This is a genomic window from Kitasatospora sp. A2-31 (genome assembly GCF_022288725.1).
Lineage (GTDB): Bacteria > Actinomycetota > Actinomycetes > Streptomycetales > Streptomycetaceae > Kitasatospora.
Genome location: NZ_JAKNTA010000016.1, coordinates 50,576 through 65,106 on the forward strand (window position 1 = coordinate 50,576; position 14,531 = coordinate 65,106).

The 14,531-nt window shown below is 75.8% G+C and carries 10 protein-coding genes; 3 read left to right on the plus strand and 7 right to left on the minus strand.

Features of this window, described 5'->3' with window-relative positions:
- Window positions 1–82: 82 nt before the first annotated feature.
- From MCM47_RS43525 to MCM47_RS32690, 6 genes are all read right to left on the minus strand, one after another.
- Complete coding sequence (locus tag MCM47_RS43525; protein ID WP_308222544.1) at window positions 83–2,908, minus strand: SUKH-4 family immunity protein; 2,826 nt, start codon at window positions 2,906–2,908, stop codon at window positions 83–85.
- Window positions 2,909–3,007: 99 nt separating this feature from the next.
- Window positions 3,008–4,009, minus strand: coding sequence for an SMI1/KNR4 family protein (locus MCM47_RS32670; protein WP_238949667.1), 1,002 nt, complete (start codon window positions 4,007–4,009; stop codon window positions 3,008–3,010).
- A gap of 190 nt (window positions 4,010–4,199) precedes the next feature.
- Entirely contained in the window at window positions 4,200–5,309 is a 1,110-nt protein-coding gene (locus MCM47_RS32675; protein ID WP_238949668.1) for a DegT/DnrJ/EryC1/StrS aminotransferase family protein, read from the minus strand.
- Window positions 5,310–5,321: 12 nt separating this feature from the next.
- Complete coding sequence (locus tag MCM47_RS32680; RefSeq protein ID WP_238949669.1) at window positions 5,322–6,479, minus strand: DegT/DnrJ/EryC1/StrS aminotransferase family protein; 1,158 nt, start codon at window positions 6,477–6,479, stop codon at window positions 5,322–5,324.
- Window positions 6,480–6,514: 35 nt separating this feature from the next.
- Complete coding sequence (locus MCM47_RS32685) at window positions 6,515–7,495, minus strand: NAD-dependent epimerase/dehydratase family protein (RefSeq protein ID WP_238949670.1); 981 nt, start codon at window positions 7,493–7,495, stop codon at window positions 6,515–6,517.
- Complete coding sequence (locus MCM47_RS32690; protein WP_238949671.1) at window positions 7,492–8,655, minus strand: Gfo/Idh/MocA family protein; 1,164 nt, start codon at window positions 8,653–8,655, stop codon at window positions 7,492–7,494. Before MCM47_RS32690 ends, MCM47_RS32685 begins: the two co-directional genes overlap by 4 nt.
- Window positions 8,656–9,039: 384 nt before the next feature.
- Between MCM47_RS32690 and MCM47_RS32695 the strand changes: the two genes are divergently transcribed.
- Together MCM47_RS32695 and MCM47_RS32700 are read left to right on the plus strand one after the other, a co-directional pair.
- Window positions 9,040–9,501, plus strand: coding sequence for a YwqJ-related putative deaminase (locus tag MCM47_RS32695; RefSeq protein ID WP_238949672.1), 462 nt, complete (start codon window positions 9,040–9,042; stop codon window positions 9,499–9,501).
- A 75-nt stretch (window positions 9,502–9,576) separates the two neighbouring features.
- Window positions 9,577–10,122, plus strand: a complete 546-nt coding sequence (locus tag MCM47_RS32700; RefSeq protein ID WP_374209248.1) for an SUKH-3 domain-containing protein — start codon at window positions 9,577–9,579, stop codon at window positions 10,120–10,122.
- Between the two features lie 39 nt (window positions 10,123–10,161).
- Here the strand turns inward: MCM47_RS32700 and MCM47_RS32705 are convergent, their stop codons facing one another.
- Complete coding sequence (locus MCM47_RS32705) at window positions 10,162–11,430, minus strand: sensor histidine kinase (RefSeq protein ID WP_238949673.1); 1,269 nt, start codon at window positions 11,428–11,430, stop codon at window positions 10,162–10,164.
- A 262-nt stretch (window positions 11,431–11,692) separates the two neighbouring features.
- Between MCM47_RS32705 and ppc the strand changes: the two genes are divergently transcribed.
- The gene (gene ppc / locus MCM47_RS32710; RefSeq protein WP_238949674.1) at window positions 11,693–14,521 is read left to right on the plus strand and encodes a phosphoenolpyruvate carboxylase; all 2,829 of its coding nucleotides are present in this window, start codon (window positions 11,693–11,695) and stop codon (window positions 14,519–14,521) included.
- Window positions 14,522–14,531: the final 10 nt, after the last annotated feature.

A 14,531-nucleotide genomic window follows, 5' to 3' on the forward strand; every position in this document is an offset into this window, starting at 1 on the left:
GGCAGAGCCGCCCCGGCACGCCGAAGGGGTCGTTCCGGCCACCGGAACGACCCCTTCCACCTGCACGGTTCCAGGCGGGCCGCTACAGCAGGCCGTCCCAGAACTGCTCGAGCAGAACGGCCCACCAGGTGTCCGCGGACTGCAGGGCCGCCGGGTCGATCGCGGCGAGCTGGGCCTGGAAGTCGGTCGTCCAGCGACCGGCCTGGTCTGGCGTCAGCCCGTACCGCAGCCGCCACATCCGGCCCAGCAGGGCCAGGGCGCGGACGAACTCCGGTACACCGCTGTTGACGAAACGGGGGGGCTCGCCGGTTCCCTCCAGGTCCACCGCGACCACGTGCGCCGTGCCGTACTGCACGCAGAGCTGACGGCCGTAGTCGTTGCCGAGCACCAGGTAGCCGCCGAAGTCCGGACCGCCGGTCAGGCCGCGCTCGGCGGCCAGCTCGGCGAGCGTCGGGATCGGGCGGCCCTCCTGGGCCTGCGCCCAGAAGAACGGGCCGAAGTCGCGCGGCAGCCCGGCCCACATCAGGGTCTGCGCCACCGGCTCGGGGACGCCCTGGCGGGCGACCGCCCGCTGCTCGAAGCGGAACACGTTCTGGCCGAACGCCTGGCCGAGCTCCTGGGCCAGCTGCTGCGGCGCGATCGGCGGCAGCGGCGGGACGGTGCCCGGCGCGGGCAGCGGCACCCGGAACGGCCGGACCCGCTGGGGGCCGGAGGCCAGCTGGTGCAGCTCGTCCAGGTGGTCGAGCAGCTGGGCCATGCCGGCCTGCCGGGAGTGGTGGTCGCGGCCGTAGTCGGCGGTGTGGGTGAGCCGGACGTTCGGCCAGGAGGCCGCGATCATGCGGTTGCAGTAGCCGCCCGGCAGGTCGCAGGACTCCAGCTCGGTGTAGAGCTCCAGCACCTGCTCCGGCGGGACGTTCAGCCGGCGCAGGTCCTGCAGGATCTTCCACTCCGGGTGAGGGGTGCCGGGCTCGCTGCGGTGCAGCAACTTCTGCTCGGAGCCGTCCGGACCGCGGTAGCTGAGCGCCGCGAAGTAGCCCGGGCCGACCGCGGGCACGCCCGGCGGCACCGGGGCGCCCTGCGGCGGCCCGGGGACGGCGGCGGGCGGGACGGCCGGGGCGGCCGCCGGGGCGGGCGCGCCGGCCGAGGGCGCACCGGGGTAGCCGTAGCCGGCCGAGGACCCGCCGGGGCCGCCCGGTCCGGGCGGCGGCGGGACGGCCGGTCCGCCGGACGGCGGGGTGCCGGGATCGACGGGCGCGCCCGGGGCGCCGCCGAGCAGCGCCGGGTCGATCGCGCTCGCCAGCTGGGTGCGCTCGTACGCCACGCCGGCGCCGGGCGCGCCGGACTCGGCGGCCGCCGGCGGGGCGCCGGCACCGCGCAGGCCCGCCGGCGGCGGGGGCGGCGGCGCGCTGTCGGCGCTGCGGCCGCCGCCGGCGGCAGCGGGGCCGGCGGAGCCCGGGGCCTGCCGGAGCTCGCCCGGCGGGGGCGGCGGCGGGGCCGAGGCGGGGTTGCGGCCGAGCGAGACCGGGGGGCCGGCCGGGCCGGACGAACCGGCCCCACCACCTCGCAGGGCGGCCGGCGGGGGCGGCGGCGGGGCGGAGGCGGGGTTGCGGCCGCGCGCGCCCTGCGACGCGTCGGCGCCCGGGGCGCCGACCGGGACCCCGCCGGGCGGCGTACCGGGCGTGCCGGGGGCGCCGGGCAGGCCGGCCAGACCCGGCAGGCCGTCCGGCGGCGCCAGCATGGTCGGGGCGTGGTCGACGGCCGCACCGCCCTGCGGGGGGACGGCGGGGCCGGGGGCGCCGGGCAGGCCGGCCAGACCCGGCAGGCCGTCCGGCGGCGCCAGCATGGTCGGGGCGTACTCGACCGCCGGACCGGCCGGCGGCGGGGTCGCGGGCGCGCCGGGGGCGGGCACGCCGTGCGGCGGCGTCCCCGGAACCGGCGTACCGGGCACCGGGGTGCCGGGGCCGGGCGCACCGGGCGCACCGGGCAGACCGGCCAGGCCGGGCAGACCGTCCGGCGGCGCCAGCAGCGTCGGCGCGGGCGCGGCGGGCGGGGCCGGCGGCATACCGGTGACCGGCGTGCCGGGGCCGGACGCCCCGGGCAGGCCGGTCAGGCTCGGCAGCAGCTCGGTGGCCGCCTCGGAGCCGGGGCCCGGCGCGCCGGGCAGGCCGGCGCCGTTGGTCCGCAGGCCCTCGGGCAGCAGTACGGTCGCCGCCTCCGCTCCGCCGGGAGCCGGCGCGGCGGCCGGGCGCTCCGGGGCGGCGGGCGGCGCCGACGGCGGCGGGCCGACGGGCTCGTCGTGGGCGGGCGGCGGGGCCAGCATGGTCGGCGCGTCACCGGCCGGGCGCTCGGAGACCGGCGGCGTGGTCAATACCGCGGGCGCCGGGACGGCGGGCGGAGCCTGGACCGGAGCCGGGACCGGGACCGGAGCCGGGACCGGGGCCGGAGCCGGGACCGGGGCCGGAGCCGGCTCCGGGGCGGCCGCAGCGGCCGGAGCCGGCGCCCCCAGACGCTCGGCCTCGGCGGCGATCGCCGCCTCGCCCGCCTCCTGGAGCCACTGCGGCGGGCTGAGCAGGAAGGACGTCGCCTCGACCGGTCCGGGCGCGGGCCGCGCCGCTCCGGCCGGGTTGGCCGCGACAGGGCGGCCGTAAACCTCCTCGAACTGCCGGACCACGTCGTTGACCGGCAGCGCGGGCCAGAGCGTGCTGGCGCCGGAGTCCCGGGCGATCACCAGCCGGGCCTCGCCGGCCGAGCCGTCGTCACCGTCCGGGACGCCGTCGGCGGGCCGGACCGCCCAGCAGACGAAGCCCAGGTCGAACTCCCGGACCCGCACCTCGCGCTGCTGCGAACGCGGCACCCCGCCGTTGATCCACTCCTCGGCGAGCTCCTGCGCCTGCGCGTACGTCACCACGCCCGGTTCACCCCTGTCCCCTTCGTCCCCGCTTGTTCCACCATCACCGCAAGCACCGCCGGCGGCCCGGCCGGCGCGACCGCACCCGACGGAGCCACGTCAGCCCACCGGTACGGCGCGGGCGAACCCGCCGTCCACCATCAGCTCCGCCACCGTCTCGAGCTCCGGCGGGCTGCCGGCCAGCCGGAGCAGGAACGCGTCGAAGTCCTCGCCGCAGGGCAGCAGCAGCCGGGCGACGCGGTCCTCGGGCGCCTCGGGCGCGCCGCTGTCGCGGGCGTCGTCGTACAGGCAGAACCAGACCGAACCGGCCCGCTCGCCGCGCACCTTGAGCGCCACGATGCCGCCCTGGGCGTAGGCGATGCCGAGGTAGTCCTTGGTGAGGTGGTCACGCAGGCACTTGTTGACGTAGACGACGTCCTCGGTCCCGTACTCCTCGCTGAGGGTCAGGAACGGCTGGTCGAGCAGCATGCCGAGCTCGGGGTCGAGCGCGACGCCGACCGGGGCGCGGCCGCCGCCGAGCTTGAGGAAGGTCCGGTAGGCGCCGGGCAGCCGGTAGCCGAGGCGCTCCTCGGCCCGCTGCACGAGGTCCTCCGGGACGCCGATCGGGTCGCCGCCGTCCTTCGCCAGCGAGAAGTGCACGGGCCGGCGCTCCTGGAGCGGGCGGGTGCCGCGGCGGCTGTGGTCGGCGGCCGAGGTGGCCAGGCCACCGTGGTGCCGCAGCAGGGCCTTGACCTCGACCGGGACGAGTTCCATCCGGCGCCAGCCGGGCGCGGCCCGGCCGACCGCGTGGTGCCAGGTCCAGCCGGGCGGGGTGGCGACGGCGGTCTCCAGGTCGGCCCAGAGCGGGTGGCCCTGGGTGAACTGCGCGGCGTTCGCCGAGACGTAGTCGGTCAGCCGCAGCTCGTCGACGCCGAAGCCCGCCGGCGGGTCGGCGACCTCGGCCACGGCCGCCGTGTAGGGACCGAAGTCCGGGTAGCCGTACTCGTCCACCCGGACCCCGGCGGGGTGCCGCTCCGCGCGGACCGGATCCGGGAACTGCACCACCTGACCTGCGTACGCCGCGTTCGGTGCGGCGGCGACGCCGGGCCGACCTGTCGTCATCTGGGAGCCCCCACTGGCTGCTGCAAATTCTCCGTGCCTGCTGGCTACCAGCGTAGGGGGTCGGCCCCGGCCCCGGACCCCCGCCCGGGGGCCGGGACCGCGGCGGGAGGTCGGGGCGCGTCCGGCGATCCGCGTCGCGCGCCCGGCGGAGTCGCCGGACACGCGGCCGGACGGATCCGAACGAGGGGCGCTACGCGAGCGCCTTGGCCAGGGCCTCGGCGACGCGTTCCTGCTGGGCCGCGGTGATCTGCGGGAAGAGCGGCAGGGTGAGCAGTTCCCGGGCGGCCCGCTCGGCGACCGGGAACGCACCCTCGCCGTGGCCGAGGTGACGGAACGCCGGTTGCAGGTGGACCGGCACGGGGTAGTGGATGCCGGCGCCGATGCCGGCCTCCTGGAGCGCGGCCAGGACGGCGTCGCGGTCCCGGCCGGGCCCGATCCGCACCGCGTACAGGTGCCAGACGTGCTCGTTGCCGGGCGCGGTCCGCGGCAGGGTGACGCCGTCGAACCCGGCCAGCAGCCGGTGGTAGCGCTCGGCGGCGGCCCGGCGGGCCTCGTTCCAGGCGGGCAGCCGGCGCAGCTTGGCCCGCAGCACCACGGCCTGGAGCGCGTCCAGCCGGGAGTTGAAGCCGAACCGCTCGTGCACGTACTTGCGCTCCGAACCGTGGTCGCCGGTCAGCCGGACCGCCGCGGCCAGCCCGTCGTCGTCGGTGGTGACGGCGCCCGCGTCGCCGTACGCGCCGAGGTTCTTGCCGGGGTAGAAGCTGGTCGCGGCGATCCGGCCGTACAGCGCCCGGCCGTGCTGGCGGGCGCCCTGGGACTGCGCGGCGTCCTCGACCACGGGCCGGTCGCCGGCCAGCTCCAGCAGCGGCGCCATCGGGGCGAGCTGGCCGTTGAGGTGGACCGGGAGCAGCGCCACGGCCCGCGGCAGGACGTCCGCCACGCGGGCCGGGTCGATCAGCAGGTGGTCGTCGTCGGCGTCGACGAGGACCGGGCGCAGTCCGGCCCGGACCACGGCCTCGGCGGTGGCGACGAAGGTGTTGGCGGGCAGCACCACCCCGCCGCCGGGCGGCAGGTCCAGGGCGCGCAGGGCCAGTTCGAGGGCGTCGGTCCCGTTGGCGGCGCCGACGCAGTGGCGGGTGCCGGAGAAGGCGGCGTACTCCTCCTCGAAGCCCTCCGCCTCCGGGCCCCGGACGTAGCCGCCGGTGGCGAGCACCCGGTCGAAGCCGGCCCGCACCTCGGCCTCCACCTCGGCGTGGGCGGCCCTGAGGTCGACGAGCGGGACGGTCGTGTCGGTGGTCATCCCCGGTTCCCTTCAGCTGCGGCGGAGGGCGTCGAGCAGGGCGCCGGTCACGCGGTCCTGCTGTTCCCCGGTGAGGGCGTGGTACAGCGGCAGGATCAGCGAGCGGTGGGTGAGCAGTTCGGTGGCGGGCAGCGGCACCCGGGCGGTGCCCTTGTACGGGGCCTCCAGGTGGGCGGCCATGATGCCGCGCCGGGCGGAGACGCCGGCCCCGGCCAGCGCGGCGAGCACCTCGCCGCGGTCGGGGGCGCCGTCCGGCAGCAGCAGCCAGCAGGACTGGTAGTTGGTGGTGCCGTGCTCCGGGTCGGCGACCAGGCGGGCGCCGGTGCCGGCGAGCAGCTCGCGGTAGCGCGCGGCGAGCGCCCGCCGCCGGGCGATCATGGCCGGCAGCTTGCCCAGCTGCACCAGGCCGACCGCGGCCTGGATGTCGGTCATCCGGTAGTTGAAGCCGATCTCGTCGTACGTCTCCAGCACGCCCGCCCCGCCGGCTCCGGCGTGCCGGTCGGCGGCCGAGACGCTCATCCCGTGCTCGCGCAGCCGCCGCAGCCGGGCGGCGAGTTCGCCGTCCCGGCAGGTGACCATGCCGCCCTCGCCGGTGGTGAGCACCTTGCGCGGGTGGAAGGAGTAGGCGGCGATCGCCGCCGTGGCGCCGACCGGCCGACCCCGGTACACCGAGCCGGCGCCGCACGCGGCGTCCTCGACCACGGTGGCGCCGCGCGGCTCGACCAGCGCCCGGATGCCGTCCAGGTCGACCGGCACGCCGCCCTGGTCGACCGCGACGACGGCCTTCGTCCGCGCGGTGAGCAGCGGTTCGACGGTGGCGGCGGTGAGGTTGCCGCTGGCCGGGTCGACGTCGGCGAAGACCGGGACGGCGCCGACGTAGGTGACGGCGTTGGCGGTGGCCACGAAGGAGAGGGAGGGCACCACCACCTCGTCGCCCGGCCCGACGCCGGCGCCGATCAGCGCCAGGTGCAGTGCGGTGGTGCAGGAGGAGACGGCGACGGCGTGCGGCACCCCGAGGTGCTCGGCGAAGGCCCGCTCGAACGCGGCCACCCGGGGGCCCTGGGCCACCCAGCCGGAGCGGACGGCCTCGGCGGCGGCCGCCGCCTCCTCCTCGCCCAGCCAGGGCAGCATGACGGGGATCGCGGGTGCCGCGGGGGTGGTGCTGGACACGGCTCTGCTCCGAACTGCCGGACGGGATGGGGGGTTCACTGATCGCGCCACCAGGCGACCAGCCGGCGCAGGCCCTCGTCGAGGCCCAGCTCGGGCTTCCAGCCGAGGTCGCGCTCGGCGGCGGAGATGTCCGCCACCCGGCGGACGACGCCGCCGGCGGTGCCCCGGGCCGGGCCGTGCTCGACGTCCAGGTCGGGGCGGTCCATCGCGCCGAGCAGCGCGTCGGCCAGGCCGCGCAGCGAGACCTCGGTGGAGCTGGCGATGTTGTAGACCCGGTCGGTGACGGGCGCGGCGGCGGCCAGCAGGTTGGCCCGGGCGATGTCCTCGGTGTAGACGAAGTCCATGGTCTGCGCGCCGTCGCCGAAGATCACCGGCGGCTCCCCGGCGGCGATCCGCTCCATCCAGCGGATGAACACCTCGGTGTACCTGCCGTGCACGTCCATCCGGGGCCCGTACACGTTGAAGTACCGCAGCGCGACGTAGTCCAGCCCGGACATCGCGTGGAAGCTGCGCAGCAGGCCCTCGTTGAACGCCTTGGCCGCCCCGTAGAGGGTGTCGTTGTTGTAGGGGTGCTGGGTCTCCGGCGTCGGGAAGACGTCGGCGAGGCCGTAGACGGAGGCGCTGGAGGAGGCGACCACCTTGCGGACGCCGGTCTCGGCGGCGGCCTCGACCACGTCGAAGGTGCCGTCGACGAGCACCTCCAGGGCCAGCCTGGGTTCGGTGGCGCACTGGGTGATCCGGATCGCGGCCAGGTGGAAGAGCAGGTCGGTGCCGGGCTCCAGCAGCTCGCGCAGGAGCGCGCGGTCGCGGATGTCCCCGTCGACCACCCGCAGCCGGCCGGGCCCGGCGATCCGCTCGGCGTGCGCCAGGTTGGCCCGCCGCCCGCGGACGAAGTTGTCGAGGACGACCACTTCGCGGGCGCCCGCCCCGAGCAGCTGGTCGACCACGGTGGAGCCGATGGTGCCGGCGCCGCCGGTGACCAGACAGCGGGAGCCCTCGATCTGTACAGCGTTCACCGCGTCGCGGCCCTTTCCTGAGCTTCGGACAGTTCGTCGACCGGAGCGGCGCCCACCGGGACGGTGGCGCCGCCGAGTTCGAGGCTGAGCGAGGCGGCCTCCAGCAGCTGCAGCACCCGCAGCCCGGCCCGGCCGTCGGTGAGCGGTGCCCGGCCCTCGGTGATCGCGGCGGCGAACTCCGCCATCACGTTGCGCAGCGCCTCCTGCTCCACCAGGGCGGGCGCCACCATCTCGCCGACCCGGTAGGAGATCAGCGCCTGGTGGCGGATCGCGTCGGTGAGCTCGTCGGGCGGGGTGAGGTCCACCCCGCGGTCGTGCACCGCCAGCCGTGCCTGCGGGTTGAGGTCGTCCCAGACCAGCGTCCGCCGCGAGCCGCCGATCAGCGTGGTGCGGACCTTGGTCGGGGAGAGCCAGTTGACGTGGCAGTGCGCCAGCGCGCCGTTGCTGAGCCGGACCGTCAGGTACGCCACGCAGGCCCGCCCGGCGCCGATCGGGTCGGCGCCCTGGGCGGAGACCCCGACCGGCTCGACGCCCGGCGGCAGCACGAAGTCGAGGATCGACAGGTCGTGCGGGGCGAGGTCCCACAGCACGTCGACGTCGGGCTGGACCAGCCCGAGGTTGATCCGGACCGAGTCGAAGAACTGGACGTCGCCGATGTCCCCGCCGTGCACCAGCTCGCGGATCCGGCGCACCACCGGCGTGTAGCAGAAGGTGTGGTCGCACATCAGCACCAGCCCGCGCGCCTCGGCGAGCGCCACCAGGTCGGCGGCCTGGTCGGCCGAGGTGGTGATCGGCTTCTCCACCAGGACGTGCTTGCCCGCCTCCAGGGCCGCGCGGACCAGCCGGTAGTGCGCCGCCGCGGGCGTCGCAACGGCCACCGCGTCGACCCGCTCGTCGGCCAGCACCTCCTCGAAGGAGGTGGTGGACCGCACGGTGCTGTACTCGCCCAGCACCCGGCGGGACCGGCTCTCGTCCAGGTCGCAGAGCCAGTGCAGGCGCAGTGCCGGCGTCAGTTGCGCGTTGCGGACCAGGTTCGGGCCCCAGTAGCCCGCCCCGACCACGGCGATCCCGATCGGATGCGCGGGCGTGGGCTGGGGCGGTGCTCCCGGCGTGGGCACGTGCTCGCCGGGCGCCTCGTTGGCGGTTTCCGTCTCCGTCATCGCAAGACCCCCCTTGCTCGTCGTCGACTCGGCCTCCGGGAACACCCCGGACCGGCGCCGGACCCCTCGCCCCGGCAACCTCAACGGCCTTCGCAGGCAAGGAAGTTGTCATGCCACGCCGGAAACCCCCCGACCGCTCGGCCGCCCCTCGCACCGCTGCTGGCACGCTACCGGCCACCGCCACCGGCCGGGGGCGGATTCGGGAAACCCGGGGACGAGTGGTGACGATCGCGTGCGGATCCGGCCAACACGCCGTGCCCGCCGGACCGATCGGTGACCGGCGCACCCCGGTTGTGCGAATGTCGGTGACATTTGACAGGCTTGCCCCGGACTGACCCCCGTCAGCCGCGCCACCGGCACAGAGGCACAGGAGGAGGACGACGCATGACCACCGAAGACCGGCCCGGCACTCCCGTGCTGCGCCACCACCGCGACAGCCTGCTGCCCGCCGTCGCCGCCGCTCTGTCGCTGAAGCACGGGGAGGTGCACACCCTGGCCGGCGACAAGTCCGCCCGCCGTCCCGTGCTGCACCCGCTGGTCGGGGAGTTCCTGGACGCGCTGCCGCTGGAGCACCGCGAACGCTTCACCGGCCGCTGCCCGGAGGCCGTGCTGCTCTCCCAGTACCTGGCCACGGTCGACGCCGGACGCTCCAAGCGCGCCTCCCGCAAGCCGATGAGCCTCAACGAGGCCCGCAAGGCGCTCAAGGGCTCCCGGCTGACCACCATTCGGATCCGCGAGGAGCACGACCCGGCGCACGGCACCCACGCCCCGCCCTGCCGCTCGTGCATACCGATGCTGGAGCACTTCACGGTGCAGAGCGTCGTGGTCGGTCCGACCGGGCGCTGACCGCGCGGCCCGACCTGCCCGCGCCGAGCGCGCACCCCCGTACGCCCCCTTGTCCCCGAACCACCGGAGCCCGCCCTGAATCCGCCCAGCCCTCCCCCGCCGCCGCCGACCACGCTCGGCGGCTCGGCCGTCCGCACCCGCCCGCGCTTCCCCGCCGACGTCGCCGCCGAGCTCAAGGCGGCCGGCTGGCACCCCGGCCGCTGGGAGATCCGGCAGGCCGAGGAGTGGGCCGACACCCTGGTGGGCCACGGCAGCCCCACCGGCGCGGCGCACTCGGTGTTCCCGGCGGCGGTGGAGGCCTGGGCCGAGTTCGGCGGGCTCGCCTTCGACCTCGCCGGTCCGGGGCGCCAGCTGGCCCGCACCCCGTTCCTGATCGACCCGCTCTGCGGGCTGCACCAGCCGCGCACCCTCGCCGACCTCGGCCGCGCCCTGGACACCCGGCTCGCCCCGCTCGGCGAGGAGGCGTACGGTCAGGCGCTGCTCGTCATCGACGAGGAGGGCCGGGTCCACAGCCTGGACCACACCGGCGAGTGGTTCCTCGGCCACGGCATCGACCAGGCGATCACCGCGCTCGTGCTCGGCACCGCCCCCGAGCGACTGCGCACCGCCGACGAGGTCTGACGGCCGCCTCGACCCGCCGGGGCCGGGGAGCGCCCGGGCTCAGACCAGCCGGTCGGCCCGGACCGCCAGCCGGGACGGCAGCACGGCCTCCACCCGGAACCCGCCGTCCCGCTCCGGCCCGGAGGAGAAGGTGCCGCCCAGCGCGACCACCCGCTCCCGCATCCCGACCAGCCCGTTGCCCCCGCTGGGCAGCGCCGCCGCGCTCCGCTCGCCGCCCGGACAGGCGTTCACCACGCTCACCCGCACACCGTTGGGCGCGTACGCCAGCAGGACGGAGACCTCCGCACCGCCGGCGTGCTTGTGCGCGTTGGTCAGCCCCTCCTGCACCACCCGGTACGCGGTCTGCTCGGCCTCGGTGGTGAACTCCTGACGGCTGCCGCTGACGGTGAGGGTCACCGCCATCCCCGCCGCCCGGGACTGGTCCACCAGCCGGGGCAGTCCGGCCAGCGAGTCCGGCTCCGGCGCCGTCTCCTCCGACATCCGCAGCACGCCGAGGATCTCGCGCAGCTCGTTCAGCGCCTGCCGGCCGACCTCCCCCATCAGCTTGGCACTCTGCGCCGCCTTCTCCGGGTCCTTGACCACGATCCGCTCCAGCGCCCCGGCGTGCACCACCATCAGCGACACCCGGTGCGCCACCACGTCGTGCATCTCGCGGGCGATCCGGGTCCGCTCCTCCAGCCGGGCCCGGCGGGCGCGCTCACGGGCCTGCTCGGCCAGCAGGTCCAGCTCGGTCTCCAGGCCGTGCGCGCGGTCCTTGAGCGACTCGATCAGCCGGCGCCGCGCACCCACGTAGAGACCGGTCACCACCGGCGGCACGGTCAGGCCGACGGCCACCAGCACCGCCAGCAGGATCTGGCCCCACAGCGGCGGCTGCTCCACCGACGCATCGCCCGGCGCCAGCATCGTCACCATCATCACGCCGACCGCCTCGGCGAAGGCCAGCGCCGAGAGCGCCACCACCCGGCGCCGCCGGGACGGCCACTCCCAGGTCTCCGCCAGCGTGTAGAGCGAGACCACCAGCAGCACCACCCCGAGCATCCCGGGCATCGCCACCAGCGTGACCAGCACCGGCACGGCGGGCCAGCGCCGGCGCAGCACCAGGCTGGCGCCCGCGAGCGCACCGAACAGCGCGACCCCGGCGATCGCGAGCGGGGGGAGGTGGACCCGGGGTGCCAGGAAGGCCACCCCGCTCGCCGCGCACTCCAGCGCCGCCAGCGCGGCCAGGCCGATGTCCAGAAGAGCGCTGCGCCGACGCTCCCACCACCAGAACGACCGACCCCGCGCGCGCTCCCCAGGCGACTTGCTCATAACCCCACAGCCTAAGCGCGAACCCTCCCCCTTCCCCACCCGGTTCCCCCCGCACACCTCGGCGGACGGGCAAGTGGTCCAGACCACACAAAGCTTGACAGTGATCTTGTCCGGCATCCGGCCACCTCGCGGACACGACCCGTCCCGACACCTATGCTGGGTCGCGTCGGACAGCGCGGTCCGCACGCGTCACAGGCGCCACACGCGCACTGAACTGTGGCGATGAGCCGTTGCCGAACCCCACCACCACAGGGAGCCAGCCGTGACCGCTCCGGTCCCCACCCCGGCGGACAGCCCCACGCCCGTCGCCGACAACGCCGCCCTGCGCGCGGACATCCGACGCCTCGGCGACCTGCTCGGCGAGACGCTGGTCCGTCAGGAGGGCCCCCAGCTCCTGGGCCTGGTCGAACAGGTCCGACTCCTCAGCCGCACCGACGGCGAGGCCACCGCCGAACTGCTCTCCGACATCGACCTGGAGACCGCCGCCAAGCTGGTCCGCGCCTTCTCCACCTACTTCCACCTCGCCAACGTCACCGAGCAGGTGCACCGCGGCCGCGAGTTCGCCACCCGCCGGGCCCGCGAGGGCTCGCTCCTCGCCCAGACCGCCGACCAGCTCGCCGAGGCCGACCCCAAGCACCTCGAAGACACCCTGGCCCACCTCTCGGTCCGCCCGGTCTTCACCGCCCACCCCACCGAGGCCGCCCGCCGCAGCGTCCTCAACAAGCTCCGCCGCGTCGGCGAGCTCCTCGACCGGATCCACCGCGAGCAGATCGCCTCCGGCCTCGCCGCCGCCGGCACCCCCGACACCCCCGACACCCCCGACCGGGCCGCCGCCCGGCGCACCTCCCTCCAGCGCCAGGCCGACCGCCGCCTCGCCGAGGTGATCGACCTGCTCTGGCAGACCGACGAGCTGCGCATCGCCCGCCCCGAGCCCACCGACGAGGCCCGCAACGCCGTGTACTACCTCGACGAGCTCTACCGCGAGGCCGTCCCCGAGGTCCTGGAGGAGCTCCACGAGGAGCTCGCCCGGGTGGGCCTCGCCCTGCCCGACGGCGTCCGCCCGCTCACCTTCGGCACCTGGATCGGCGGCGACCGCGACGGCAACCCCAACGTCACCCCCCAGGTCACCTGGGACGTCCTCAACCTCCAGCACGAGTACGGGATCAAGGACGCCCTCGCCGCCGTCGACGACCTGCGCAACTCGCTCTCCACCTCCGAACGCCTGGCCGGCGCCTCCGTCGAACTGCTCGCCTCGCTCAACAACGACCTGCACGTGCTCCCCGAACTCAGCCCCCGCTACAAGCGGATGAACGCCGAGGAGCCCTACCGCCTCAAGGCCACCTGCATCCGGCTCAAGCTGGAGAACACCCGCGAACGCCTCGCCCACGGCACCCCGCACGTCGAGGGCCGCGACTACCGCGGCACCCGCGAGCTGATCGCCGACCTCCGGCTGATCCAGGACTCGCTGCGCGCCCACCGCGGCGAGCTGATCGCCGACGGCCGCCTCGCCCGCGCCATCCGCACCGTCGAGGCGTTCGGCCTGCAACTCGCCACCATGGACGTCCGCGAGCACGCCGAGGCCCACCACCACGCCCTCGGCCAGCTCTTCGACCGCCTCGGCGAGGAGGCCTGGCGCTACGCCGACATGCCGCGCGAGTACCGGCAGCGGCTGCTCGCCAAGGAGCTGCGCTCGCGCCGCCCGCTCGCCCCCACCCCGGCCCCGCTCGACGCCGCCGGCACCAAGACCCTCGGCGTCTTCAACACCATCCGCGAAGGCCTGGAGCGGTTCGGCGACGAGATCGTCGAGAGCTACATCATCTCCATGTGCCAGGGCGCCGACGACGTCTTCGCCGCCACCGTCCTGGCCCGCGAGGCCGGCCTGATCGACCTCCACGCCGGCATCGCCAGGATCGGCATCGTGCCGCTCCTGGAGACCACCGAGGAGCTCCAGAAGGCCGACCGCATCCTCGACGAGATGCTCTCCGACCCCTCCTACCGGCTGCTCGTCTCGCTGCGCGGCGACGTCCAGGAGGTCATGCTCGGCTACTCCGACTCCTCCAAGTTCGGCGGCATCACCACCTCCCAGTGGGAGATCCACCGCGCCCAGCGCCGGCTGCGCGACGTCGCCCACCGGTACGGCATCCGGCTGCGCCTCTTCCACGGCCGCGGCGGCACCGTCGGCCGCGGCGGCGGCCCCTCGCACGAGGCCATCCTGGCCCAGCCGTGGGGCACCCTGGAGGGCGAGATCAAGGTCACCGAGCAGGGCGAGGTCATCTCCGACAAGTACCTGCTGCCCTCGCTGGCCCGGGAGAACCTGGAGCTCACCATCTCGGCCACCCTGGCCGCCTCCGCGCTGCACACCGCCCCGCGCCAGGCGCCCGAGGAGCTGGCCCGCTGGGACGCCGCCATGGACCGGGTCTCCGCCGCCGCCCACGACTCCTACCGCGCCCTCGTCGAGCAGGACGACCTGCCGAAGTACTTCTTCGCCGCCACCCCGGTCGACCAGCTCGCCTCGCTGCACCTGGGCTCCCGCCCGTCCCGCCGCCCGGACTCCGGCGCCGGCCTGGACGGCCTGCGGGCCATCCCGTGGGTCTTCGGCTGGACCCAGTCCCGCCAGATCGTGCCCGGCTGGTACGGCGTCGGCTCCGGCCTCGCCGCCGCCCGCGCGGCCGGGCTCGGCGACGTGCTGGACGAGATGTACGGCCAGTGGCACTTCTTCCGCAACTTCCTGTCCAACGTCGCCATGACGCTGGCCAAGACGGACCTGCGGATCGCCCGCCACTACGTCGAGCAGCTGGTGCCCGCCGAACTGCACCACATCTTCGACCAGATCACCGCCGAACACGAGCTCACCCTGCGCGAGGTGCTCCGGCTCACCGGCGAGAGCGAACTGCTGGAGCACAACCCGGTGCTCAAGCAGACCTTCACCGTCCGCGACGCCTACCTCGACCCGATCTCCTACCTCCAGGTGGCGCTGCTGCGCCGCCAGCGCGAGGAGGTCGCGGCCGGCCGGCACGAGGACCCGCTGCGCGCCCGCGCGCTGCTGCTGACCGTCAACGGCATCGCGGCCGGCCTGCGCAACACCGGCTGACCCGACCGAC

Coding starts and splice junctions, on each gene's coding strand:
- MCM47_RS32675 (WP_238949668.1), bottom strand. CDS start 5,309: ATGACCACCGACACGACCGTCCCGCTCGTCGACCTCAGGGCCGCCCAC.
- MCM47_RS32690 (WP_238949671.1), bottom strand. CDS start 8,655: ATGACGGAGACGGAAACCGCCAACGAGGCGCCCGGCGAGCACGTGCCC.
- MCM47_RS32670 (WP_238949667.1), bottom strand. CDS start 4,009: ATGACGACAGGTCGGCCCGGCGTCGCCGCCGCACCGAACGCGGCGTAC.
- MCM47_RS32695 (WP_238949672.1), top strand. CDS start 9,040: ATGACCACCGAAGACCGGCCCGGCACTCCCGTGCTGCGCCACCACCGC.
- MCM47_RS32705 (WP_238949673.1), bottom strand. CDS start 11,430: ATGAGCAAGTCGCCTGGGGAGCGCGCGCGGGGTCGGTCGTTCTGGTGG.